The sequence below is a fragment of the Roseobacter sp. MH60115 genome (assembly GCF_015644665.1).
Lineage (GTDB): Bacteria > Pseudomonadota > Alphaproteobacteria > Rhodobacterales > Rhodobacteraceae > Roseobacter.
Genome location: NZ_JADOBQ010000006.1, coordinates 215,691 through 239,807, shown reverse-complemented (window position 1 = coordinate 239,807; position 24,117 = coordinate 215,691). Strand labels below are relative to the sequence as shown.

The following is a 24,117-nucleotide window of genomic DNA, read 5'->3' as shown; positions in this document are numbered from 1 at the left end:
GTCATTCATCCACAACGTCAAAGAGGGTCGGCACCGCCGGGCACGGCGCCAGCTCGTTGGCCACCACATCCGAGAGGCGCGTCTGGTGCAGAAACACGTAGACATGGGCGGAAAGCCCCTCCCAGAGCCGGTTGGTCAACGATTGCGCCCGGCTGCCCGAGGCCCCGCCCGAGGCGCCTGCCCCCTTGTGCATCGCATCGACCGTTTCATCCACGGCCGACAGCACATCCACGACCCGGATGTCGGATGCGCGCTGCGCCAGCCGGTAGCCACCCCCCGGCCCCCTTACGGAAGACACCAGTTCCGCGCGCCGCAGCTTCACAAAAAGCTGCTCCAGATAGGGCAGTGAAATCGACTGGCGCTCGGCGATTTCGCCCAGCGTGATCAGGCTGCCTTCGGGCTGCAGGGCGATGTCTGCCAGGGCAACCATCGCGTAGCGTCCCTTCGTTGATAGTTTCACGGCGGAACCCTCCCCCGGCCGGTCTGGCCTGCAATTGATTGACGCGGGGCAATTAAATGCCTAAGTCCAGATTTCGCACTCCGACACGCGAAGCGCGAGAGAATTAGAACCGTTCTAAAGTGCCTGAGCGAAGCCGTCAAGATTTCGCAAGGCTCATGTAGACATTGTTACAGGGACGCCCATGCCCGAGGTCATTTTTCCCGGACCCGAAGGCCGCCTCGAAGGCCGCTACCACCCCCAGAAAGAGCGCGATGCGCCGATCGCCATCATCCTGCACCCGCATCCGCAGTTCGGCGGGACGATGAACCATGTGATCGTGCACCGGATGCATTACGCCTTCTACAACATGGGCTTCACCGTGCTGCGGTTCAATTTCCGTGGTGTCGGGCGCAGCCAGGGGGAGTATGATCAGGGGATTGGCGAGCTGTCTGACGCGGCATCCGCGCTCGATTACTTGCAGTCGATGAATAACAATTCCAAACACTGTTGGGTAGCGGGTTTTTCCTTTGGCGCCTGGATTGGCATGCAGCTTTTGATGCGCCGGCCTGAAATCACCGGGTTCATCTCCGTGGCGCCGCCCGCCAACATGTATGATTTCTCCTTCCTCGCGCCCTGCCCCTCTTCCGGGCTAATCATTAACGGCACTGCCGACCGCGTGGCCCCGCCCAGCGATACGGAATCGCTGGTTTCAAAGCTGCACGAGCAAAAGGGCATCACCATCACCCACGAACAGGTGGAAGGTGCCGGGCATTTCTTTGAGGAACCACATCTGGATACGCTGATCGACACGACGACATCCTACGTGAAGCGCCGCCTGACAGAGACGACGCGGTAGCCGCATGGGGATCGTCGAAGACGTCGCGGACGAACTGGCGCTGGAAAGCCTCAAGATCATCAACGCAACGGGTGACGATGCCTTTGTGCAGCGGATCGCCGATACCATCGGCGGCTCGTCGCAGACCATGGAAGAGGCCTATCTGACTGCCGTGCGCGTGCGCCGGGCGGAACAGCGGGCGCGCGAGGTGCTGCAGACAATCAAGGACGAGATGGCCGGCAAACTGGAGCCGCCGCAGGATGGGTGAGCGTCTGGCGGCGCAGGTCGCCTTTCTTAACGAAGCGGACCGGCTGAAATCCGTCCTGCGTGCCTCGCGTCTGCATGACAACAGCCGGTTCGAGAATTCCGCCGAACACTCCTGGCACGTGATGCTGCATGCCTTTGTGCTTGCCGATCATGCACCCGACGGTGTGTCCATCGACCGGGTTCTTAAGATGCTGTTGATCCACGATCTGGTGGAGATCGACGCAGGCGACACCCCCATCCATGGCGATGTGGATGCAGCAGCGCAGGAGGCGGCGGAACAGGCGGCAGCTGATCGTCTCTTTGGCCTGTTGCCGGATGATCAGGCAGCGGCCTACCGGGCGCTTTGGGATGAGTTCGAAGCGGCTGAGACCCCGGATGCGCAGTTCGGCAAGGCCATTGACCGGCTGACCACGCCGCTCGCCAATATGGAGAACGGCGGCGGATCCTGGAGCGACTATAACGTGACCCTTGACCAGCTTGATGCTCGCGTGGGCACGCCGATGCAACGCGGCGCGCCTGTTATCTGGGGCTGGCTGCGTCCCAAGCTTGCCGCCTATTTTGACCGTCTGCGCGCCTGAGCGCCACTGCTGGCGTCCGTCAGCCGCATTTTCGCGCCGTAAACTCGGTATACATCTGTATACAGCCTTTTAAACCCCAACCATCTGCGCTACACCGCGCGCAATCTGACTCGAACCTTACGCAGGAGAACTCCATGACAAAGATCAAGGTGGACAACCCCGTCGTCGAACTCGACGGCGATGAAATGACCCGGATCATCTGGGATTTCATCAAGAAGAAACTCATTCTGCCTTATCTGGATGTGGACCTGAAATACTATGACCTCGGCATTGAGGCACGCGACGAGACCGATGACCAGATCACCGTGGACGCGGCGCACGCGATCAAGGAATACGGCGTCGGCGTGAAATGCGCCACCATCACGCCCGATGAGGCGCGGGTCGAGGAATTTGGCCTGAAACAGATGTGGCGCTCGCCCAACGGCACCATCCGCAACATCCTCGGCGGGGTGATTTTCCGCCAGCCGATCATCTGCCAAAATGTACCGCGCCTTGTGCCGGGCTGGACCAAGCCCATCGTCGTGGGCCGCCACGCTTTCGGCGACCAGTACCGCGCCACCGATTTCAAATTCCCTGGCAAGGGCAAGCTGACGATCAAGTTCGTCGGCGACGACGGCACCGAGATCGAAAAGGAAGTTTTCGACGCGCCCGGCGCCGGTGTGACGATGGCGATGTACAACCTCGACCAGTCGATCATCGACTTCGCCCGCGCGTCCATGAACTATGGTCTGTCGCTTGGCTGGCCGGTGTATCTCTCCACCAAGAACACCATTCTCAAGCAGTATGACGGACGTTTCTTGGAGTTGTTCCAGCACATCTACGAAACTGAATTTGAAGACAAATTCAAGGCCGCTGGCATCACCTACGAGCACCGCCTGATCGACGATATGGTCGCCTGCGCGATGAAGTGGAACGGCGGCTACGTCTGGGCCTGCAAGAACTACGATGGTGACGTGCAGTCCGACACCGTGGCGCAGGGCTTTGGCTCGCTGGGTCTGATGACCTCGGTGCTGATGACCCCCGATGGCCAGACCGTCGAGGCCGAAGCGGCGCACGGCACCGTGACCCGCCACTACCGCCAGCACCAGAAGGGCGAAGAGACCTCCACCAACTCCATCGCCTCGATCTATGCGTGGACCGGTGGCCTCAAGCACCGCGCGAAACTGGACGACAACGCGCCGCTGATGAACTTTGCCGAGACCCTGGAAAAGGTCATCGTCGACACCGTCGAAAGCGGCTTCATGACCAAGGACCTTGCCCTGCTGGTCGGGCCCGATCAGAAATGGCTGACCACCATGGGCTTCCTGGAAAAAGTCGACGAAAACCTCAACAAGGCGCTTGCCGGCTGAGGCATTCGTCAATGAACCACATGAAAGGGCTGCGGAAACGCGGCCCTTTTTTATGCAGCCTGCGCCGGTTGCAGGGGCGCGAAATCTGAAATCTCGACCGCGTCCTTGGTGAAACGGCAGAAACTCCCCGCAGGCACAGCGTGCCATTCACTGGCATCTTCTTCATAGGGTTCAGACACAACTGCCCAACCGCGTCGGGTGTCATGCCATTGATAATAAAGCGATGGTGCGAGGTGATCCGAGGCGTAGCGGATTGCGTACAGAGTCTCGCCATCCGAGAGCGCGGCCGTGCAGCGGATCAGCGGCCCAGCGAAACCGTGGCGCCCCGCTATCCACTGCAACTTTCCCACCGCAGCCTCGAACGCGCGGCGCGGGTCATTGTCCAGCCCAAGACCACAGGCGATCAGAAACAGCACCTCGCTGTCCGTGGCGCCGCGCCGTGCTGAATAAAGGGCATCATCGATCAGCATATCGGCGGATTTGCGAAACTGATCAAAGCCGCCCACCTGCCCGTTATGCATGAACGACCAGCGCCCCTGCACGAATGGATGGCAATTGTTGCGGCTGGTGGCCGTGCCGGTCGAGGCGCGCACATGGGCGAGAAAGAGCGGCGATTGCACCTGATCTGCCAGCGCTGCCAGATTGGGGTCCGACCACGCCGGGTAGACATCGCGGTAGAGGCCCGGTTCGGGCCGCTTGTCATACCACGCAAGCCCAAACCCATCGGCGTTGATCGCCGTCTTGCATTCCGTGGCGGCGCGCGACTGCATGATCAGCGAATGTGCAGGCGCGGTCAGAATCTCGGACAGAAAGATCGGCGCGCCGAGATAGGCGGCCCATCGGCACATCAGTGCCCCCGATTGTGGATGCGCGCATGCAGCTGGGTGATGATCCGGCTGGCTGTTTTCTCGAAGAGACAGGGCACGAAGGCATGCACCAGGGCCGCAGCCGCTGCTGCAAAGAGCGACAGGGCGAAGCGTAGGGCAAAGAGCATGTGCTGAAAGAATGTCTCGTCAACACTGGCCGGGTGGGACAGAAAGATGCGCTGGATCATGGGGGCTCCTTTGGTGTTTCGATACATCTATCGAATGGATCGGGGGAGTTTGTCCCAAATCTCTGCGTCATTTGAATTGACTGCGGGATTTTTTCCACATTAAAGTGCATATGTGATGACGATCGATGAAACAGACCGCCGAATCCTCACTCATTTGCAACAGGATGCCAGCATGCCTCTGGATGCCTTAGGCGAAGCTGTGCATCTCAGCCGAAACGCCTGCTGGCGGCGCATCAAGGCGCTGGAAAAGTCGGGTGTGATTGCCAGGCGCGTGACTGTGTTGGATCCGGAGAAGGTGGGTCTCGGGCTGATGGTCTTCATCATGATCCGCACAAACGCCCATGCGCCCGATTGGCTGGAGACCTTTCGCAAGGCCACCCGGGCCATGCCGGAAATCCTCGGTGTCTACCGGATGACGGGAGATCTCGACTACCTGATCCGGGCGCGGGTGGCCGATATGGCGGACTATGATCGGCTTTATCAGGCGTTGATCAAACGCGTGCCGCTGTCGGATGTCTCCGCCAGTTTCGTAATGGAGCAGATCAAGGACACCTCGCAACTTCCTCTCTAGCAAGGATTTTCACATGCCTCTGCACTACCTCTATCTGACTGCCGCAGTTGTGATGGAAACCATCGGGACGACGGCGCTGCAGGCCTCCGCCCAGTTCAGCAGGTTCTGGCCCTCGGTGCTCGTGGTGGTGGCCTATGGCATCTCCTTTTACCTCCTGGCGCTGACCTTGCGGTTCATGCCGGTGGGGGTGGTCTACGCGATCTGGTCGGGGCTTGGCATTGTCTGCATCGCTTCCATCGGCTTTGTCATCTTCGGCCAAAAGCTTGACTGGCCCGCCGTTCTGGGGTTGGCGATGATCATCGGCGGGATCGCCGTGATCCATCTCTTTTCCGCCACAACGTCGCATTAACCAGCGGCGATTTCCCCTAGCATTCTGCGCCGCAGCGCGGTATGCGCCCCCCAACCTGCACGCTTATGCGTGCTTTTTCCCATTTCAAAGGCTCTTTTCATGGACCTGCGCAACATCGCAATCATCGCTCACGTTGACCACGGCAAGACGACGCTGGTGGACGAACTGCTCAAGCAATCCGGCACCTACCGCGAAAACCAGGCGACAACCGAACGCGCCATGGACAGCAATGATCTGGAGCGGGAGCGTGGGATCACCATTCTGGCCAAGGCCACGTCCGTTGAATGGAAAGGCACCCGGATCAACATCGTGGACACCCCCGGCCACGCCGATTTCGGAGGCGAGGTGGAGCGTATCCTGTCCATGGTGGACGGCGTTGTTCTGCTGGTCGATGCTGCCGAAGGCCCGATGCCGCAAACCAAATTCGTGACCTCCAAGGCGCTGGCGCTGGGGTTGCGCCCCATCGTGGTGCTGAACAAGGTCGACAAACCGGATGCGGAGCCGGATCGGGCGCTGGATGAATGTTTCGACCTCTTTGCCAACCTCGGGGCCGATGACAATCAGCTGGATTTCCCGGCGATGTATGCCTCCGGTCGGAACGGCTGGGCGGATATGGAACTGGATGGCCCGCGCGAGGATCTCTCCGCCCTGTTCGATCTGGTGGTGGATCACGTCCCTGCCCCGACGCAGGTCGAGCAGCGCGACGCGCCGTTCCGGATGCTGGCAACGACCCTTGGGGCGGATCCTTTCATTGGCCGCATCCTAACGGGCCGTGTCGAATCCGGCACGCTCAAGGCCGGTGAGACGGTTAAGGCACTGTCACGGGACGGTGATCTGGTGGAGAACTTCCGCGTCACCAAGATCCTCGCCTTCCGTGGCCTGACGCAGCAACCCATCGATCTGGCCGAGGCAGGCGACATCGTCAGCCTCGCCGGCATGTCCAAGGCCACCGTAGCCGACAGTATCGTCGCCCCGCAGGTGACCGAGGCCTTGCCCGCGCAGCCCATCGATCCGCCCACCATCACGGTGACCTTTGGCATCAACGACAGCCCTCTGGCGGGCCGCGATGGCAAGAAGGTGCAGTCCCGCGTCATCCGCGAACGCCTGATGAAAGAGGCGGAATCCAACGTCGCGATCAAGATCAGCGATACGCCGGGTGGCGAGGCCTTTGAGGTCGCGGGCCGCGGCGAATTGCAGATGGGCGTTCTGATCGAGAACATGCGTCGCGAAGGGTTCGAGCTCAGCATTTCCCGCCCGCAGGTGCTGTTTCAGGACATCGACGGCCAGCGTCACGAGCCCATCGAAGAAGCCACGATTGACGTGGATGATGAATATTCCGGCGCTGTGATCGAGAAGATCACCGGTGCGCGGCGGGGCGAGTTGGTGGAGATGAAACCGGCAGGTGCGGGCAAGACCCGGATCGTGGCGCATGTGCCGTCGCGCGGGCTGATCGGCTATCATGGCGAGTTTCTGACCGACACGCGCGGCACCGGCGTGCTGAACCGCGTGTTTCACGGCTGGGCACCGCATAAGGGTTCGATCCCAGGACGCCGTGCCGGTGTGCTGATCTCGATGGAAAACGGCTCCTCCGTGGCTTACGCGCTCTGGAACCTCGAAGAGCGCGGCAAGATGATGATCGGCGCCCAAGCGGATGTCTACACCGGTATGATCATTGGGGAACACAGCCGCGAGAACGATCTGGAAGTGAACCCGCTCAAGGGCAAAAAGCTGACCAATGTGCGGGCTTCGGGCACGGATGAAGCCGTGCGGCTGACCACGCCAATGACGCTGTCGCTGGAAGAGGCCATCGCCTATATCGACGACGACGAATTGGTCGAGGTCACGCCAAACGCGATCCGGTTGCGCAAACGCTATCTGGACCCGCATGAACGCAAACGCATGGCCAAGGCCAGCTGAGCGTTACTTCCTCTTCGGCTTCTCTGCGTCGCCTCTTTCTTCCGAGAGGGCATGGGGAGAGGTTCCGCCTACTCGACTGCAATCTTCTAAGGCTTTTGCTCTGGCTGGGGAGGTCTTTGGTGCCTTATGGGCCCTGCATATCTGATCTTTTTTTCCATGAAACCGCCCGGGGCAGCCAAGGCCTGCAGATCAGCCAAGGTTTTATAGGGTATCAAGCAACGAATTGGCTTTCTTGTTGAAGTACGGCGAGTGCATTTTCTGCGGTTTGGAACTGCGACGATAGTTGTTCACGTCGTTGAGGATGCCGTGTTTGTATCATACCGACCGCCCAAAAACTGCCCGGCCTTCCATTGGCCGGACGGCGCCGCCCATCACGATAGGCTGGCACAAAGACCGCATTGGTGTCTTATCCTCAGCCAGATCGTCGTCATCAATCTTGATGATATAGCAGCGCGTCGCGTCTTTGGTCTCCACCGCTGTCCATGGCTCGTCAAACCCACCGTCGGAGGTCTGAATGGCGGTCAGGCGCGCGGACACTTCGTGTCAGGCTTGGGAAGCTTAGTCTTCGGAGGTCTCGATGACCATCAATTCCCGCTCGGACGCATCGCGTGCGTGGCTCAGCGCCCGTTGATATTCTGGAGAGTTATAGCAGTTTTCGGCCGCCTCGACGGACGGAAACCTTGCCACCACGTTGCGTGGGCGCGCCTGCCCCTCAAGCTGCACGAACCTGCCGCCGCGCGCGATGAAGTGACCGCCGTGGGCGGCAATCGCTTCGGTCGCAAGCGCTGCGTATTTGCCATATGCCTCATCGTCGGTGACGGTGACATGTGCGATCCAGAGTGCTCCCATCGGGCTATCCTTTCAAAACCTGCTCCGCCGCTGCAATCGCGGCATCTGCATTGGCCACGTCGCGTGCGCCGCCCTGGGCCATATCGGGGCGTCCGCCGCCGCCCTTGCCGCCCAATTCGACCACAACCGACTTCACGATGTCCACGGCTGAGAGTTTGTCGGTCAGATCCTGGGTCACCCCGGCGGCCACAGCAGCCTTGTCACCGGTATCGGCAATCAGCAAGACCGCGCCGCTCCCGATCTTGTCCTTGAACTGATCGACCAGCGCGGGCAGATCCTTGCCCGTTACGCCCGACAGAACCTGGGCGATAAAGGGAATGCCAGCGACGTCCCGCGCTTCGGGGGCGGCTGTTCCGCTGCCGCCGGACATCGCCAGTTCCCGCCGCAATTGGGCAACCTCATTGGCAAGGCTGCGCCGCTCTTCCAGCAGACCGCGCACCCGGTCGGGCACATCGGCAGGCTGCGCCTTTAGATCAAGGGCAACCTCGGCCAGCCGGTGATCCTGCGTCCGCAGATAGCTCATGGCCGCCGCCCCGGTCAGCGCCTCGATCCGGCGGACACCGGCACTGCTGGCGCTGTCGCTCAGGGTCACGAAAGCGCCGATGTCGCCGGCCTGGCGCACATGGGTGCCGCCGCAAAGCTCCAGCGAATAGGTGTCCCCATCGGTGCCCTTGCCGGAGCCGTCCTTGCGCCCCATGGAGACCACCCGCACCTCATCACCGTATTTCTCGCCAAAGAGCGCCTGCGCGCCAAGCGCCCGCGCGTCATCGGGTGTCATGATCCGCGTATCGACCGGAGCATTCTGGCGGATGTAGCGGTTCACGTCGGTCTCTACACGGTCCAGCTCTTCCTGCGACAGGGCCTGGGTGTGGCTGAAATCAAACCGCAACCGGTCCTCGGCATTAAGTGAGCCGCGTTGGGCGACGTGGTCTCCCAGCGCCTCGCGCAGCGCTTCGTGCAAGAGATGTGTGGCGGAGTGGTTGGCCCGAATGGATGTGCGGCGGGCGTGCATGACCTCTAGCTGAATGGCGTCCCCGGCTTTCAACGTGCCCGCCTCCGCCGAGACATAATGGGCAAAGAGCCCGTCACCGCGCTTTTGCACATCGCTGACCTGCCCCAGAAACCGGGTCTCGGAGGCTTCATGCGTGCCCTCCAGGACGCGAACATACCCGTGATCCGCAACCTGCCCGCCGGACTCTGCATAAAACGGTGTCTGGTTGAAAATGACCCAGGCCGGGCTGTCGCTTGTCAGCGCATCGATCTCCTTGCCGTCCTCGACAATCGCCAGGACCACGCCTTCGGCGATCTCGGTATCATAGCCGAGGAAATCCGTGGCCCCGTGTTTATCCGCCAGATCGAACCAGATGCTCGCATCCGCCGCTTCGCCGGACCCGGCCCACGCCGCGCGGGCCTTGGCCTTTTGCTCTGCCATCGCGGCATCGAAGCCGTCGGTGTCCACCGCCCGGCCCTTTTCACGCAGGGCGTCCTGCGTCAAATCGAGCGGAAATCCGTAGGTGTCATAAAGCTTGAACGCCGCAGCACCGGGCAGATCCGCACCCTCGGCAAGCCCTGCCAGTTCGTCATCCAGCAGCTTCAGGCCGCGATCCAATGTCTGACGGAACCGCGTTTCCTCCTGCAGCAGGGTCTGTTCGATCATGCTCTGCGCCTGACCAAGCTCGGGGTATGCGGCCCCCATCTGACGGACGAGCGCGGGCACCAGCTGGTGCATCAGCGGATCTTTTGCCCCCAGCAGATGCGCATGCCGCATGGCGCGACGCATGATCCGGCGCAGCACATATCCCCGCCCGTCATTGCTCGGCATCACGCCATCGGCCATGAGGAAAGAGGTGGAGCGCAAATGGTCGGCAATCACCCGGTGATGGGTCTTGCCGGGGCCGTCGGGGTCGGTGCTGGTGGCATCGGCCGAGGCCTCGATGAGGTTGCGCATGAGATCCGTGGCGTAATTGTCGTTGGTGCCCTGCAGCAGCGCGGCAACGCGCTCGATCCCCATGCCCGTGTCGATGGATTGCGCGGCCAGATCACGCCGCGTGCCGTCCTCGAACTGCTCATATTGCATGAAAACGAGGTTCCAGATTTCCACAAACCGGTCGCCGTCCTCTTCAGGACTGCCCGGAGGTCCCCCCCAGATATGATCCCCGTGGTCGTAGAAAATCTCCGTGCAGGGGCCACAAGGGCCCGTTGGCCCCATCATCCAGAAGTTGTCATTGGTTGCGATGCGGATGATGCGGTCTTGCGGGACCCCGATCTTCTTCCAGATCTCCGCCGCTTCCTCATCGGTGTGGTAGACGGTGACATAGAGCCGGTTCTTGTCGATCCCGAGATCCCGCGTGATCAACTCCCAGGCGAACCTGATGGCGTCCGCCTTGAAATAGTCGCCGAAGCTGAAATTCCCCAGCATTTCAAAGAAGGTATGATGGCGTGCGGTATAGCCGACGTTGTCGAGATCGTTGTGTTTGCCGCCCGCGCGCACGCATTTCTGCGCGGTTGTGGCGCGTTTGTAGTCACGTGTCTCCACCCCGGTAAAGAGGTTCTTGAACTGCACCATGCCGGAGTTCGCGAACATCAGTGTGGGGTCGTTGCGCGGCACCAAGGGGCTCGACGGTACAACCGCGTGACCCTGCTTGTCGAAATAGGACAGGAAGGTAGAGCGGATATCGTTCAGCGTTTGCATGGCGGGCCTTTGAGCGTGTTTACCGGTTTGCGTCAAATAGCCCGCCCGCTGACGGCTGTCCACGGGCGATTGCGGATGAAAACGGGGCGTACCGTGATGATACGCCCCGATTGAGAATGTTCTGAGACGGTCGCGCCGGTTGTCGGACCGTCGCGTCTGGTCAGGTCAGGCTTCCAGAATGTCGTCATCTTCCTTGCGTTCATGCGCGGGCATGTCGAAATCAAGCCCATGCGCCGCGCGGATCTTGTCTTCAATCTCCAGCGCCATCTGCACGTTTTCGCGCAGGAAGCTTTTGGCATTCTCACGCCCCTGCCCGATCCGCTCGTCACCGTAGCTGAACCAGGAGCCGGATTTGTCCACGACGCCAGCCGCCACGCCGAGGTCGAGCAGTTCGCCCATCTTGGAGATGCCTTCGCCGTACATGATGTCGAATTCGACCTGCTTGAAGGGGGCGGCGACCTTGTTCTTGACCACTTTCACACGGGTGTGGTTGCCGACCACCTCGTCGCGGTCCTTGAGCGCGCCGATGCGGCGGATGTCGAGACGCACCGAGGAGTAGAATTTCAGGGCGTTGCCGCCTGTCGTGGTTTCAGGCGAGCCGAACATCACACCGATTTTCATTCGGATCTGGTTGATGAAGATGACCATGCAGTTGGAGCGGCTGATCGACCCGGTCAGCTTGCGCATCGCCTGGCTCATCAGACGCGCCTGCACACCGACGGAGCTGTCGCCCATATCGCCCTCAAGCTCGGACTTCGGGGTCAGCGCGGCCACGGAATCGACGATGACCATGTTCACCGCGCCGGAGCGGACCAGCGTATCGGTGATTTCGAGCGCCTGCTCGCCGGTATCGGGCTGGCTGATCAGCAGCTCATCGAGATCGACGCCGAGTTTCTTGGCATAGGTCGGGTCCAGCGCGTGCTCCGCATCCACGAAGGCGCAGACGCCCCCCGCCTTTTGCTGCTCTGCAACGCAATGCAGGGTGAGCGTGGTTTTGCCTGAGCTTTCCGGCCCGTAGATTTCGACGATACGGCCCATCGGCAGACCGCCAATGCCAAGCGCGATGTCCAGCCCCAGGGAACCGGTGGAGCTTGACTTGATGTCCTGCACAGCCCCTTCCTGGCCCAGTTTCATGATCGAGCCCTTGCCGAACTGGCGTTCGATCTGTGCCAGTGCGGAATCCAGCGCCTTCTGCTTGTCTGCCGATTTCTTACTATCCATGCTCAATAAATCTGCCGTTGCCATTGCGTTTCCTCTTAGTGTCATACTTCGCGAAACTCGGCAATGATTGCCGGCGCGCCTGATCGGAATGTTCTCATTACGTTCCTTATGAGATCAAAAAGAGAACATTTCAATCAAAATTTCGATAAACTATCTTTTGTCGAATCTGGTTAAGGAGAGGTTTAAGCAGCCCAACTTCTTCGCAGCGGCTATGGCTGCGCGCGGGAACGTGTTTTTTATGAAAGGCTTACCGGCGCATGAAGTAGATGTATCGAGGTCTTGAGAGGCGCGCGGGATGATCCGTACCGATCAGAGTGGACGCCCGTTTTGCGGTCGGCAAACCATCCGGCAGTTTGCTGTCAGTGCAGCTGCTGGTGTACCGTGTCGGTCAGATCGTTCAGGGAGAACGGTTTCGGCAGGAAAACGGAATTCGGGATCTTGATCTGTGTCTCGCCAAAACTGTCTTCGGCATAGCCGGAGACGAAGACAACGCGCACCCCCGGCCGGTCTTTCAAGGCTTCGCGCACCCAGCTTGGACCGTCCATGCCAGGCATAACGACATCGGTGACGAAGACATCGACATTGAGTGATGCATCTTCCAGCGTTTTCAGCGCGGCCTCGGCGGAATCCGCCTCCAGTACCGTGTATCCGCGCAGGCGCAGGGCACGGCTTGCGAAGGCTCGTACCGGCGCTTCGTCCTCCACCAGCAGGATCACACCATCGCCGTGTTTGGCCGCCGGTTTCGGCTTCTCTTCCCGCGCCACCGGCGTTTCGACTTCGGAGGCCTCCAGCACCGGGAAATAGAGGGTGAAGCAGGTGCCTGTGCCCACTGTGCTGTCGACAAAGATATAACCGCCGGTCTGTTTGATGATACCGTAGGCGGTTGACAGGCCGAGCCCCGTGCCCTCGCCCGTCCGCTTGGTGGTGAAGAAGGGTTCAAACACCTTCTGGAGCTTGTCGGACGGGATACCGACCCCGTCATCAGAGACCTGCACCGTCACGTACCGCCCGGGCGGGACACGAACCCGGTCCCGTTCCAGCGGCTCGGCCAGATCGGTGCATTCGGTCACGATGCGGATCTGGCCCCCTTGCGGCATCGCATCGCGCGCGTTCACCACGAGGTTCATCAGAACCTGTTCCAGCTGGCGTTTGTCCGCGCGGATCGGCTCCAGCACCGGATCATGGCTGAGCGTCAGGGTGATCTTTTCACCCACCAGCCGGTTCAGCAGATGCGTCAGATCAGAGAGCGTGTCGCGCATGTCCAGCGTCTCGGGGCGCAATGTCTGTTTGCGCGAGAACGCCAGCAACTGGCCGACCAGCGCCGCGGCGCGGTTGGCGTTCTGGTTGATCTGCACAAGATCGCTGAAGTCCGGGTCACCCTGGTCATGACGCAACAGCAGCAGGTCGCAATGGCCTGAAATCGCGGTCAGCAGGTTGTTGAAATCATGCGCCACGCCGCCCGCGAGCTGACCAATGGCCTGCATCTTCTGGCTCTGGACGAATTGCGCCTCCAGAGACTTGAGCTCGGTCGCGTCATTCAGCACAGCGATCAGCGCCGGCACGCCCTCTTCCGTCACCCGGTTCAGGGTCACCTGAACAAAGACTTCCTTGTCCGTCCGCTTCAGGCGCAGGAATTCCGATTGCTGCGGCGCCCGGCCCGCCAGCGTTTCGCCCAGCCAATCGGTGATCGAGCGCCCCAGCCCCTCCATCAGTTCAGAGAGGTGAACCTTGTCCTTCAGGGCCACACCAATCAGACTGGCCGCAAGCCGGTTGTAGGCCTGCACATCGCCTTCCTGACTGATTTTCAGCAGCGGAACCGGCAGGTCCTGAAAAACATTCCAGCCGTTCTTTGCCATGGTTTCGGCACCGGGTGGCAGGAGGTATAGTGCGCGCCGCCCGGCTCCGGCATCGACCTCACTGACCAGCGCCCGGGTCGGTCCTTCTGCCCCGGAAACATCGCAGACCGTCCCCGGAATAACCGGCAGGTGCTTGAACAGACGGTCCAGTGTCTTCACACGCCCGCCCGCGATTTTCCGGGCCTGTTCATTCATGTAGAGCACCGCATTGGTGCGCCCGACCAGGATCATCGGCAGGGTGGGACCATCCGCCGCCTGTGCCGCCGTCGGCACGTCTTCCAGGCGCCACAGATAGGTCTCCGCCCCGGCCTGATGCACCGCCAATCGAAGATGCCCGCGCCGTGTGACCAAATCCTCGCGGGCGGAGCCTTCGTGATCGGCGCGCGACTGCAGGCGAAAAACGATGCCGCTGGGATTGGCCAGCGTGTTTTTCAGCGTGCCGCTCAGCATGTCATCCATGTCGCTCTCGAACCGCTTGCGCGCGGTGAGGTTGGAGGACAGGATTTCGCCGTTCTTGTCGGCCAGAAAACTCGGTGCGGAGTCATTGTTGATGAAGTCAGAGAGCGTTCCGATCATCGATGCGCGGCGTATTTTGTAGCGTTGCGCAATCGACATCAGGAGGCAACTCAACCCCAGCAGCGACAGGCAGGCGGCGAAAAGCGCGCGTCGGATCATCTGGTCCGGAGAGGCCAGCGCCAGGACACCCAGCAGGACGGCCAGCAGCACAAGCGTTCCCAGACGCCTTTGTGCGGTCACTGCAAACTCCGTGATTTTTGAAGGGGTCAAGGCGCTGCGCGGCAAAGTCAGGCTCCAAGAAATTCGAATCGCATCTGCATTTACACGCCTGATGTCTTAATCTTGGCTTAACCACGACAGGCAATGCTCGCAGAGGTTGAGTATGCCTAGAGTTTAACGCGCGTCAAGTGTGCTGTGAAAAAACCATCGCCGTGTTGCATAACGTTGAAGCGCCTTTGCAATCCGCACTGCCAACCCTTGTGACGCTCCAGAAAAGCCGCGATTCTGTCTTCGTTTTCGCAGCGCAAGACGGAGCATGTCGCATAGACGAGGGTCCCGCCTGTTGCCACGAGGGGCACGGCCTTATCCAGAATGTCGTCCTGTGTGCCGTTCAAGGCGTCTAGCCTGTCCAGGGTCAGCGTCCATTTGCCTTCAGGGGAGCGTCGCCAGGCCCCGCTGCCGGAACAGGGTGCGTCGCACAGCACCAGGTCGAAACCGGCCTGCCCGGCCAACTTTGCCGTGTTGTACTGCGCAATCTCGACCCCCGCCCGGCTGGCCCGCGCAGGTAGGTCCTGCATGCGGCGGGGGGCGATGTCATGGGCGCTGACATCCAGCCCTTTCGCGGCCATCGCCAGCGCTTTACCACCGCCGCCGGCGCAATAATCCAGACAGCGCGACGCGGGTGGCAATAGGTCGATCACCGCCTGTGATGCGGCATCCTGCAATTCGACACCGCCGTCCTGGTAGGTCTGAGAGTTGCGCAGCCGCCGCGCCCCGTCGGTGACCGTCAGGGCCGTTTCCGACAGCGGGTTGGGATGGGTTGTCACGCCTTCGCCCTGCAGGGCCGCAAGCGCCGCGTCGCGCGTCATCTTCTGCAGGTTGACGCGCAGGGTGATCTGTGCCCGGTTCTGCAATTCAAATGCGGTCGCATCCGCCTCCTCGCCGAGGCTGCGCTGGAATTCCGGCAGGATCCAGTCCGGCAGGTTCCAGCGATCGCCGGTCTCGGTCGGCGCTGTGGTTTGCGCTATCTCGTGATCTGTCAGCGGCGCGGGCGCATGTCCCTCACCCGAGAAGAGAGGGGTGAGATCTGTCTCCTCCTGCCGTAAAGCGCCGATCATCAGGGCGCGCCCGGTCTGGCCGCCGCCGTAAACAGCAGCAGAGCGTCGGCGGCGCAGCACATCGAACACATGATCCCGCACCGCCGCGCGATCCTTTGACCCGGCAAAGCGGCTTTGACGGGCCCATCGGGTCAGCGCCTGCTCTGCCGGGGTTCCGGTCTGGATACTGTCCAGAACCTCGATGGCCGCCGCTACGCGCGCGCCGGGGGTCACAGGCGCCTCCGCACCGTCGGATCATGTTCTGCGACTGCCCCCACAGCGATCATCCGACCCGATAGTTCGGGCTTTCGCGGGTGATCTGAACGTCATGCACGTGGCTTTCCTTGAGCCCTGCCCCGGTGATCTTGACGAAAGAGCAGTTGCTGCGCATCTCATCGACGGTCGCGCAGCCGGTGTAGCCCATCGCCGCGCGCAGACCGCCCACCAATTGGTGCAGCACCGCGCCTGCGCTGCCCTTATAGGCCACCTGCCCCTCGATGCCTTCGGGCACGAGTTTGTCGGAAGCCGCGTCTTTCTGGAAATACCGATCCGCCGAGCCGCTGGCCATGGCGCCCAAGGATCCCATGCCGCGGTAGCTTTTGAAGCTGCGGCCTTGATAGAGGATCACCTCGCCCGGGCTTTCATCCGTCCCGGCGATCATACTGCCCACCATGGCGCAGGAGGCGCCTGCCGCGATGGCCTTGGCAAAATCGCCTGAGAATTTAATGCCGCCATCAGCGATGACCGGTGTGTCACCGGCCGCTGCGGCGCAATCCATGATCGCGGTGAGCTGCGGCACGCCCACACCCGCAACCATCCGCGTGGTGCAGATGGAGCCGGGACCAATGCCCACCTTGACCGCATCGGCACCGGCATCGATCAGCGCGCGTGTGGCCGCGCCCGTGGCCACGTTGCCCGCCACGATCTGCACCTCGTTGCTGAGCGCCTTGGCCCGGCGCACGGCTGCCGCCACGCCTTCGGAGTGCCCATGTGCCGTGTCGATCACGATCATATCCGCGCCCGCGTCCACCAAGGCCTCGGAGCGTTCAAAGCCCGCATCCCCGACCGTGGTCGCCGCCGCCACCCGGAGACGACCGAGCCCGTCTTTGCAGGCCGTGGGGTTCAGCACCGCCTGCTCAGTGTCTTTCAGGGTCAGCAGACCGGTGAGCTTGCCATTCCCGTCGGTGATCAGCAGCTTTTCGATGCGCCGCGCCTTCATCAGGCTGATGGCTTCCTCGCGGTCCGCAGGTTCGTGCAGAATGGCGAGGTTTTCAGAGCTCATCATCACCGACACCGGCGTCTTGTCATCGCTGGCAAAACGCATGTCGCGGTTGGTCACGATGCCAACCACGCGGCCCTTTTCATCCACCACCGGAAAACCGGTGACGCGGTAGCGGTCCTGCAGCGCCTTGGCATCGGCCAGGGTCTGATTGGCGCGCAGCGTGATCGGGTTGTAGACGATCCCGCTCTCGAACCGCTTCACGCGGCGCACCTCGCGGGCCTGTTCCTCGATGTCGAGGTTGCGGTGCACCACGCCGATGCCGCCTGCCTGTGCCATGGCGATGGCCATGCGCCCTTCGGTCACCGTATCCATCGCGGAACTGAGCAGCGGGATGTTCATCGAAATGGCGCGTGTCACGCGGGTGCGCGTGTCTGCGGTCGAGGGCAGAACCGAGGATGCTCCCGGCACCAGCAGCACATCATCAAAGGTCAGGGCCTCACGAATCTCCATTAGCATACCTCGCGCGCGGAGTGTCTCATTTGGCAGTTTCCTATTTCACGGAGCGGGGAAAATGGAAAGAGGGAAAACCACCAAATCTGGCGTATCGGCCATTGCCTGCGCCTTCATCTGGGGCGAAACTGGCGCAGGCGTCACTAAAGGAAACAAATGCCATGGCGGGACACGGGTATGAGGGCGGCAGGCTGGACCTGCCCTTCGTCGGCATCTCGACGTTTGGCAAACGGCCCTATGTGGCCGACTGGCAGGCGATTGATGCCGAGGTTGCGGTTCTGGGCGCACCCTTTGATGCCGGTACACAATGGCGATCCGGCGCGCGGTTCGGGCCGCGCGGGGTGCGCGAAGCCTCCACGCTTTTCAGCTTCGGCCATGCCGGTGCCTACGACCACGAGGATGATGCAACCTATCTGCCCGCGGATGTGCGTATCGTGGATATTGGCGACGCCGACATCGTGCACACCGACACCGATCAGAGCCACGCAAACATCGAAGCGGGCGTCCGGGCGATCCTGCGGGCGGGCGCCCTGCCCGTCGTGATCGGCGGCGATCATTCGGTGAATATCCCCTGCATCCGTGCCTTTGATGGCGCGGACTACAAGGGCGGTGCCTTTCACATTCTGCAGATCGATGCGCATCTGGATTTCGTGGATGAACGCCACGGGGTGCGGCACGGCCACGGCAACCCGATGCGCCGCGCGGCAGAGCAGACCTATGTCAGCGGGTTGACACAAGTGGGTATCCGCAATGTCAGCTCCACCGCACGCGAAGGCTATAGGCAGGCGCGGGCCATGGGGTCGCAGATCATCTCGGTCCGGCAAGCCCGTCAGATGGGTACGCAAGGGGTTGTAAGCACCCTGCCAACGGGTGCCGACGTCTACATCACCCTCGATATCGATGCCTTCTGCCCGTCCATCGCGCCGGGTACCGGTACGCCCAGCCACGGCGGGTTTCTCTACTACGAGGTGCTGGAACTGCTGCAGCAGGTGGCGCTGCAGCACCGGATTGTCGGGATCGATCTGGTCGAAGTGGCGCCTGACTATGACCCCACCGGCAGCACCTCCATTCTGGCCGCGCAGGTCCTGCTGAACCTTCTGGGATTCATCTTCCACGCCCGCGCCTCCACCCCCGAACTGGCGGGGTAGCACACGCATCAACTGGATTTCATAATGAATATGACAATTTCAGACGCGCAATGCCGCGGCAGGCGCATTATGTGACGCGGACCGGCGCTCGCACGCCTCTGCCGCCCCTATCCTGACGTCAGACAATCAACAGGTGACCAAGACTTATGAGCAACGACCCCCTTGTCGTCTTCACGCCCTCCGGTAAACGCGGCCATTTCCCGACCGGCACCCCGATCCTGACGGCGGCGCGCCAGCTTGGCGTCGACCTCGATTCCGTCTGCGGCGGGCGGGGCATCTGCTCGAAATGCCAGATCACCCCCAGCTACGGGGAGTTCTCGAAACACGGCGTCACCGTGAAGGAAGACGCGCTCTCGGAGTGGAACAGTGTCGAGCAGCGCTATGACGAGAAACGCGGGCTGATCAAGGGCCGCAGGCTGGGCTGTCAGGCGACGGTGCAGGGCGATGTGGTCATCGACGTGCCGCCCGAAAGCCAAGTGCACAAGCAGGTGGTGCGCAAACGCGCCGAGGCGCGCGAGATCGTGCTCGACCCCTCGACCAAGCTCTTCTACGTGGAAGTTGCCGAACCGGACATGCATGATCCCTCGGGCGATCTGGAGCGCTTGCGTGACGCGCTGGAAAGCCAGTGGGATCTGGCGGATGTCACCGCCGACCTGCACATCCTGCAGTCCATGCAACCGGTTCTGCGCAAGGGCGACTGGAAGGTGACCGTCGCCGTGCATCTGGGCGATCAGGAAAACCGCCCGCGCATCATGAACATCTGGCCGGGGTACTACGATGGCACCGTTTACGGGCTGGCGGTTGATCTGGGCTCCACCACCATCGCGGCACACCTTTGTGATCTGCAAACCGGTGAGGTATTGGCCTCTTCCGGTGTGATGAACCCGCAAATCCGTTTTGGTGAAGACCTGATGAGCCGGGTCAGCTATTCGATGATGAACGCCAAGGGGGCCGAGGAAATGACCCGCGCGGTGCGTGAAGGCATGTGCGGGCTCTTCACCCAGATCGCCACAGAGGCGGCCATCGACAAGGAACTGATCGTGGATGCGGTTTTTGTCTGCAATCCGGTGATGCATCACCTGCTGTTGGGCATCGACCCCTTCGAGCTGGGCCAGGCCCCCTTTGCGCTGGCCACCAATAACGCGCTGCGCCTGCGGGCCGATGATCTGGAGCTGAACATCCACCCCTCCGCGCGCCTCTACCTGCTGCCCTGCATTGCCGGGCATGTGGGCGCGGATGCCGCAGCGGTGGCCCTTTCGGAGGCCCCGGACAAATCCGACGATCTGGTGCTGGTCGTAGATGTGGGCACCAATGCGGAAATCCTGCTGGGGAACAGGGACAAGGTGCTGGCCTGCTCCTCACCTACGGGACCTGCCTTCGAGGGTGCACAGATCAGCTCCGGCCAACGCGCCGCCCCCGGTGCCATTGAACGGGTGGAGATTGACCCGGTCACCAAGGTCCCGCGCTTCAAGGTCATCGGGTCGGATCTATGGTCGGATGAAGACGGTTTCGAGGACATGATCGGCGTGACGGGCATTACCGGCATTTGCGGCTCCGGCATAATCGAGATGGTCGCCGAAATGCGCATCCACGGGATTGTCGACGCACCCGGTCTCATCGGCTCGCCGGAGCAGACGGGATCGGACCGGGTGTTCCAGGACGGGCGGACATATTCCTATCTGGTGCATGACGGCACGGCGTCCGGCGGGCCGCTGATCACCATCACCAACCGCGATATCCGCGAGATTCAGATGGCCAAGGCCGCGCTTTACTCCGGCGCACGTCTGCTGATGGACAAATTCGGCGTCGACAAGGTGGACCGGGTGGTGCTGGCCGGGGCCTTTGGCGCGCATATATCGACCAAACACGCGATGGTGCTGGGCATGATCCCGGATGCGCCGCTGGACAAGGTCACATCGGCGGGCAATGCGGCTGGCACCGGGGCGCGGATTGCGCTGCTGAACACCGGGGCGCGGGCAGAGATCGAGGCGACGGTGCGTGCGATCCACAAGGTCGAAACCGCCATCGAGCCGCGCTTTCAGGAGCATTTCGTGAATGCCTCGGCGATCCCCAATGCGGTGGAGCCCTTCCCCATTCTGAATTCCATCGTCACCCTGCCCACCGGGACGTTCAACACCGGCGGCGGATCGGATGATGCGAGCGGTGGCGGACGGCGCAGAAGGAGACGCGGATGAGCCAGGACAATAGCGATCAGGCGGCGTTCTGGACCACGAGCGCGGGGCAGAAATGGGTTGAGCAGCAGGAGATGCTGGATGCCTTCATGCAGCCGGTGCTGGACGGTCTGTTTGAGCGCGCGCCTCTGCGTCCGGGGGACCGGGTGCTGGACATCGGCTGTGGTACCGGGGCGAGCACCCTGCAGGCCGCCGACCGGGTTGGCGCGGACGGCTTTGTCTTTGGCGCCGACATCTCGCCCACGATGCTGACGCATGCCTCGGCGCGGGCGGAGGGGGCCAGCAACGTCGCCTTCGAGGTTGCGGATGCGGCGGCGTACCGCTTCGACGTCCGAAGCTTTGATCACCTGATCTCCAGATTTGGCGTGATGTTCTTTGCCGAACCCGTCGCGGCTTTCAGAAACATCCTGACGGGGTTGAAGCCCGGTGCCGAGGTGACCTTCGCCGCCTGGGGTCAAATTCAGCAGAACCCGTGGTTCACCATTGCCGCGCATGCCGCAAAGGAGGCACTGGGCGCGCCACCCTCGGTCGATCCCGATGCGCCCGGTCCTTTCGCGTTTCGCGATGTTGCGCGGGTGACCGACATCCTGACAGAGGCCGGGTTCACGGATGTTTCCGCTGACGTGGCCGCCCTCCACCTTGCCCCGCCGGGCCTCTTGCCGGAAGTGGCACGCATGGCGACAAGCGTCGGCCCGGCCGCGCGCACCGTTGAGTATTTCCAGGGGTCAGCGGCTGATGCCGACGCCATTGCGGTTCGCGTTGAGAAAGTGTTCGAGGCCTTTCAGACGGATCAGGGGGTGCGTGTCCCGGCAGAGATCAATTTCTTCAAAGCGCGCCGCGCAGATCGCTGACGGCCCTTGACCGGATGAGGCGAAAACAATAGGTCAGCGGCAGAGCGCGGGTATGGTGAAAAGGTATCACGCGAGCTTCCCAAGCTTAAGTTACGAGTTCGATTCTCGTTACCCGCTCCACTCCGAAATCCCGAAACCGTCAGACCCTAGTCGAGCTCGAACGTGATGCCGAAGGTCAGCACGCCGTCCGTCGATTGGCCATCTGCGGGCAGCAGTTGCGTGAAAAAGTTCCGGTAGCGCGCCTGAAGCCCGATCAGCGGGATCACATCGCCGATGGAATGATCGAACCGGTCGCCTTCGCCGGGGTAGACAGCGAGCCCCCCAAAGACGCCAATCTCGAATTCCGTCGCAACCTCGACATCATAGCCGATCGAGACCAGCGGCGAGACATTGGAATAGCTGTTCTGGAAAACGCCGATGGTGTAGTCGAACACCTCCCGTTCCCACGTCAGGAACACACCGGGATTGAATTCGCGGAAATCTTCGGTGGCATTGATGTGCTCGGACCCCAGCAGGATCGACACACGGTCAGGGCCTGCAAGCGCAGTGGTCGGCAGCGCCGCAGCAAGGATCAGGGCAGGCAACTTCATAACGTGTCTCCGGGGACGAAAGTGTAATCTCAGGTAGAAACCCTTCTAGGACACTTTGTGCGGTCTTTGGGTTAAAAGAGGCTTATGTCATCAAGATCTTTGCAAAAGTGTCCCTCAAGTCACGTTTCAGCACCTTTCCCGTGGCATTGCGCGGCAGCGCGTCGGTGAAGACGACCTTGTCAGGGATCTGCCACTTGGCGATCTTGCCCTCGAAAAAGGCGAGAAGGTCCTCCGCATCCGGTGTCGCGCCCTCCGCCGTGACGGCGACCAGCACCGGGCGTTCGTCCCACTTGGGATGCGGCGCGCCGATCACCGCGGCATCGCTGAGGTGTGGATGGGCAATCGCAATGTTTTCCAGCTCCACCGAACTGATCCATTCCCCGCCTGACTTGATGATGTCCTTGGAGCGGTCGCGGATGGTCAGATAGCCCTCCGGGTCCAGCGTGGCGATGTCGCCGGTGTTGAACCAGCCGTCCTGCAGGGTGTCGCTTGACGTCGCGCGAAAATAGGCATCGAGAATGAAATGCCCGCGCACCAGCAATTCGCCCTGCGTCTTGCCGTCATGCGGCAGAGGGTGTCCGGCCTCATCGACAATCGCCAGTTCGACGCCCCAGGGCGGTCGCCCCTGATTTTCACGCAGCCGGTGCAGCGCCTCGGTCTCAAGATCCAGATGTTTGGCCAGCGGCTGATTGACAGAGCCGATGGGTGACATTTCCGTCATGCCCCAGGCGTGGATGGTCTCCACCCCGAAGGTGTCGCGAAACGCCGCAATCATCGAGGGCGGACAGGCAGAGCCGCCGACGACCGTGCGTTGCAGACTGCTCAGGGCGCTGCCCGCCTTTTCTGCCTCGCCCAGCAGGCCGAGCCAGATGGTGGGCACCCCAAGGGCGATGGAGACCTTATGCGTGTCGATCAGCGCCACCAGCGACGGGCCATCGAGCCCCGGACCGGGCAGCACCATCCGTGCGCCGACCATAGCACAGGCGTAGGGCGTGCCCCAGGCGTTGACATGGAACATCGGCACAACCGGCAACACCACATCCATCGCTGAAAACCCGAGGCTGTCCTTCAGGTTGCAGGCAAGGCTGTGCAGCACGGTGGACCGGTGCGAGAAAAGCACACCCTTGGGGTTCCCGGTGGTGCCGGAGGTGTAGCAGAGGCTCGACGCGGTCAGCTCATCGAACTGCGGGTATTGATACTCCGCATCCCCCTGCGCCAGCAGATCGTCATAGGCGATGAGGTCTGGCAGTGTTTCGGCCGCTGCACCCACGGTGTCTTCCAGCAGCACGATGTGTTTCAGCGTGGTCAGCTGATCGCGGATGGAGGCCACCAGCGGGACAAAGGTACTGTCGATGAACAGCACCTCATCCTCGGCATGGTTGATGATGTAGACAAGCTGATCCGGAAAAAGGCGCGGGTTGATGGTGTGACAGACAAAGCCGCCGCCGGACACACCGAAGTATATCTCCAGATGCCGCCGGTTGTTCCAGGCAATCGTGGCGCAGCGCGTTTGCGGGCCGAGCCCGAGCCCCTGCAATGCGCTGGCCAATTGTTTCGCATTGCGCGCAACGGTGCCCCAGCTGGTGGTCTCATGCCCGCCGCCAGTGTTCACAGAGGTGATTTCCGTGTCTCCGTGATAGCGCGCCGCGTGGTCGATGAGCGCGGAAATCAGCAAGGGGGCTGTCATCATCTGGCCGAGCATTGTGATCTCCCGTCACGTTTCAAACCGTTGGATACGGAACGCTGTCGCAGGTCCGTCCCCTACCCTGCCTTCCGGTCGGCGGTCTGGCAAGAC

22 protein-coding genes and 1 tRNA gene are annotated in these 24,117 nt (G+C 61.7%); 11 read left to right on the top strand and 12 right to left on the bottom strand.

Translation table 11 applies throughout. From position 1 onward, the window contains the following. Nucleotide 1: 1 nt before the first annotated feature. Nucleotides 2-460, bottom strand: coding sequence for an Rrf2 family transcriptional regulator (locus tag ISX84_RS19325; RefSeq protein WP_195822029.1), 459 nt, complete (start codon nt 458-460; stop codon nt 2-4). Nucleotides 461-641: 181 nt separating this feature from the next. Between ISX84_RS19325 and ISX84_RS19320 the strand changes: the two genes are divergently transcribed. The 4 genes from ISX84_RS19320 (at nt 642) to ISX84_RS19305 (ending at nt 3,468) form a co-directional block, all read left to right on the top strand. Next, a complete protein-coding gene (locus ISX84_RS19320) occupies nt 642-1,295 on the top strand; it encodes an alpha/beta hydrolase (RefSeq protein ID WP_195822028.1) in 654 nt (217 codons plus the stop codon). Between the two features lie 4 nt (nt 1,296-1,299). Beyond that, entirely contained in the window at nt 1,300-1,542 is a 243-nt protein-coding gene (locus tag ISX84_RS19315; RefSeq protein ID WP_195822027.1) for a hypothetical protein, read from the top strand. After that, nucleotides 1,535-2,119: an HD domain-containing protein gene (locus ISX84_RS19310; protein ID WP_195822026.1), complete on the top strand. Its 585-nt coding sequence runs from the start codon at nt 1,535-1,537 to the stop codon at nt 2,117-2,119. The genes ISX84_RS19315 and ISX84_RS19310 overlap by 8 nt, the downstream gene beginning before the upstream one ends. 134 nt (nt 2,120-2,253) lie before the next feature. Further along, nucleotides 2,254-3,468 carry an NADP-dependent isocitrate dehydrogenase gene (locus ISX84_RS19305; protein WP_195822025.1) on the top strand — a complete coding sequence of 405 codons (1,215 nt, stop codon included), beginning with the start codon at nt 2,254-2,256 and terminating at the stop codon, nt 3,466-3,468. A 50-nt stretch (nt 3,469-3,518) separates the two neighbouring features. Here ISX84_RS19305 and ISX84_RS19300 read toward each other — a convergent pair whose 3' ends face one another. Together ISX84_RS19300 and ISX84_RS19295 are read right to left on the bottom strand one after the other, a co-directional pair. Beyond that, nucleotides 3,519-4,316, bottom strand: coding sequence for a class II glutamine amidotransferase (locus tag ISX84_RS19300; protein WP_195822024.1), 798 nt, complete (start codon nt 4,314-4,316; stop codon nt 3,519-3,521). Continuing rightward, the gene (locus ISX84_RS19295) at nt 4,316-4,522 is read right to left on the bottom strand and encodes a DUF6356 family protein (protein ID WP_195822023.1); all 207 of its coding nucleotides are present in this window, start codon (nt 4,520-4,522) and stop codon (nt 4,316-4,318) included. Before ISX84_RS19295 ends, ISX84_RS19300 begins: the two co-directional genes overlap by 1 nt. Nucleotides 4,523-4,637: 115 nt before the next feature. Here ISX84_RS19295 and ISX84_RS19290 point away from each other — a divergent pair, with 115 nt between their 5' ends. The 3 genes from ISX84_RS19290 (at nt 4,638) to typA (ending at nt 7,359) form a co-directional block, all read left to right on the top strand. Continuing rightward, a complete protein-coding gene (locus ISX84_RS19290; protein WP_195822022.1) occupies nt 4,638-5,093 on the top strand; it encodes an Lrp/AsnC family transcriptional regulator in 456 nt (151 codons plus the stop codon). A 13-nt stretch (nt 5,094-5,106) separates the two neighbouring features. After that, nucleotides 5,107-5,442, top strand: a complete 336-nt coding sequence (locus ISX84_RS19285) for a DMT family transporter (protein WP_195822021.1) — start codon at nt 5,107-5,109, stop codon at nt 5,440-5,442. Nucleotides 5,443-5,541: 99 nt separating this feature from the next. After that, nucleotides 5,542-7,359 (top strand): translational GTPase TypA, encoded by a 1,818-nt coding sequence (gene typA, locus ISX84_RS19280; RefSeq protein ID WP_195822020.1) that lies wholly within the window; start codon nt 5,542-5,544, stop codon nt 7,357-7,359. 315 nt (nt 7,360-7,674) lie between these two features. Here the strand turns inward: typA and ISX84_RS19275 are convergent, their stop codons facing one another. The 7 genes from ISX84_RS19275 to guaB form a co-directional block, all read right to left on the bottom strand. Continuing rightward, nucleotides 7,675-7,896: a hypothetical protein gene (locus tag ISX84_RS19275; protein ID WP_195822019.1), complete on the bottom strand. Its 222-nt coding sequence runs from the start codon at nt 7,894-7,896 to the stop codon at nt 7,675-7,677. 21 nt (nt 7,897-7,917) lie between these two features. Further along, the gene (locus ISX84_RS19270; protein ID WP_195822018.1) at nt 7,918-8,208 is read right to left on the bottom strand and encodes a DUF1330 domain-containing protein; all 291 of its coding nucleotides are present in this window, start codon (nt 8,206-8,208) and stop codon (nt 7,918-7,920) included. 4 nt (nt 8,209-8,212) lie between these two features. Further along, nucleotides 8,213-10,900, bottom strand: a complete 2,688-nt coding sequence (gene alaS, locus ISX84_RS19265; protein ID WP_195822017.1) for an alanine--tRNA ligase — start codon at nt 10,898-10,900, stop codon at nt 8,213-8,215. 165 nt (nt 10,901-11,065) lie between these two features. Continuing rightward, nucleotides 11,066-12,145: a recombinase RecA gene (gene recA / locus ISX84_RS19260; protein ID WP_195822016.1), complete on the bottom strand. Its 1,080-nt coding sequence runs from the start codon at nt 12,143-12,145 to the stop codon at nt 11,066-11,068. Nucleotides 12,146-12,480: 335 nt separating this feature from the next. Then, the gene (locus ISX84_RS19255; protein ID WP_195822086.1) at nt 12,481-14,652 is read right to left on the bottom strand and encodes an ATP-binding protein; all 2,172 of its coding nucleotides are present in this window, start codon (nt 14,650-14,652) and stop codon (nt 12,481-12,483) included. A gap of 227 nt (nt 14,653-14,879) precedes the next feature. After that, nucleotides 14,880-16,043 carry an RsmB/NOP family class I SAM-dependent RNA methyltransferase gene (locus ISX84_RS19250; protein WP_195822015.1) on the bottom strand — a complete coding sequence of 388 codons (1,164 nt, stop codon included), beginning with the start codon at nt 16,041-16,043 and terminating at the stop codon, nt 14,880-14,882. A gap of 49 nt (nt 16,044-16,092) precedes the next feature. Next, nucleotides 16,093-17,541, bottom strand: a complete 1,449-nt coding sequence (guaB, locus tag ISX84_RS19245) for an IMP dehydrogenase (RefSeq protein ID WP_195822014.1) — start codon at nt 17,539-17,541, stop codon at nt 16,093-16,095. 161 nt (nt 17,542-17,702) lie between these two features. Between guaB and speB the strand changes: the two genes are divergently transcribed. From speB to ISX84_RS19225, 4 genes are all read left to right on the top strand, one after another. After that, nucleotides 17,703-18,689, top strand: coding sequence for an agmatinase (gene speB / locus ISX84_RS19240; RefSeq protein WP_195822013.1), 987 nt, complete (start codon nt 17,703-17,705; stop codon nt 18,687-18,689). A gap of 146 nt (nt 18,690-18,835) precedes the next feature. Continuing rightward, on the top strand, nt 18,836-20,884 hold the full coding sequence (locus tag ISX84_RS19235) for an ASKHA domain-containing protein (RefSeq protein WP_195822012.1): 2,049 nt from the start codon (nt 18,836-18,838) through the stop codon (nt 20,882-20,884). After that, nucleotides 20,881-21,732: a class I SAM-dependent methyltransferase gene (locus tag ISX84_RS19230; protein WP_195822011.1), complete on the top strand. Its 852-nt coding sequence runs from the start codon at nt 20,881-20,883 to the stop codon at nt 21,730-21,732. Before ISX84_RS19235 ends, ISX84_RS19230 begins: the two co-directional genes overlap by 4 nt. Before the next feature lie 46 nt (nt 21,733-21,778). Beyond that, a tRNA-Gly gene (locus ISX84_RS19225) sits at nt 21,779-21,852 on the top strand. A 26-nt stretch (nt 21,853-21,878) separates the two neighbouring features. Here the strand turns inward: ISX84_RS19225 and ISX84_RS19220 are convergent. Next, nucleotides 21,879-22,322, bottom strand: a complete 444-nt coding sequence (locus tag ISX84_RS19220; protein WP_195822010.1) for a hypothetical protein — start codon at nt 22,320-22,322, stop codon at nt 21,879-21,881. Nucleotides 22,323-22,404: 82 nt separating this feature from the next. Beyond that, nucleotides 22,405-24,024 carry a long-chain fatty acid--CoA ligase gene (locus ISX84_RS19215; protein ID WP_195822009.1) on the bottom strand — a complete coding sequence of 540 codons (1,620 nt, stop codon included), beginning with the start codon at nt 24,022-24,024 and terminating at the stop codon, nt 22,405-22,407. Nucleotides 24,025-24,117: the final 93 nt, after the last annotated feature.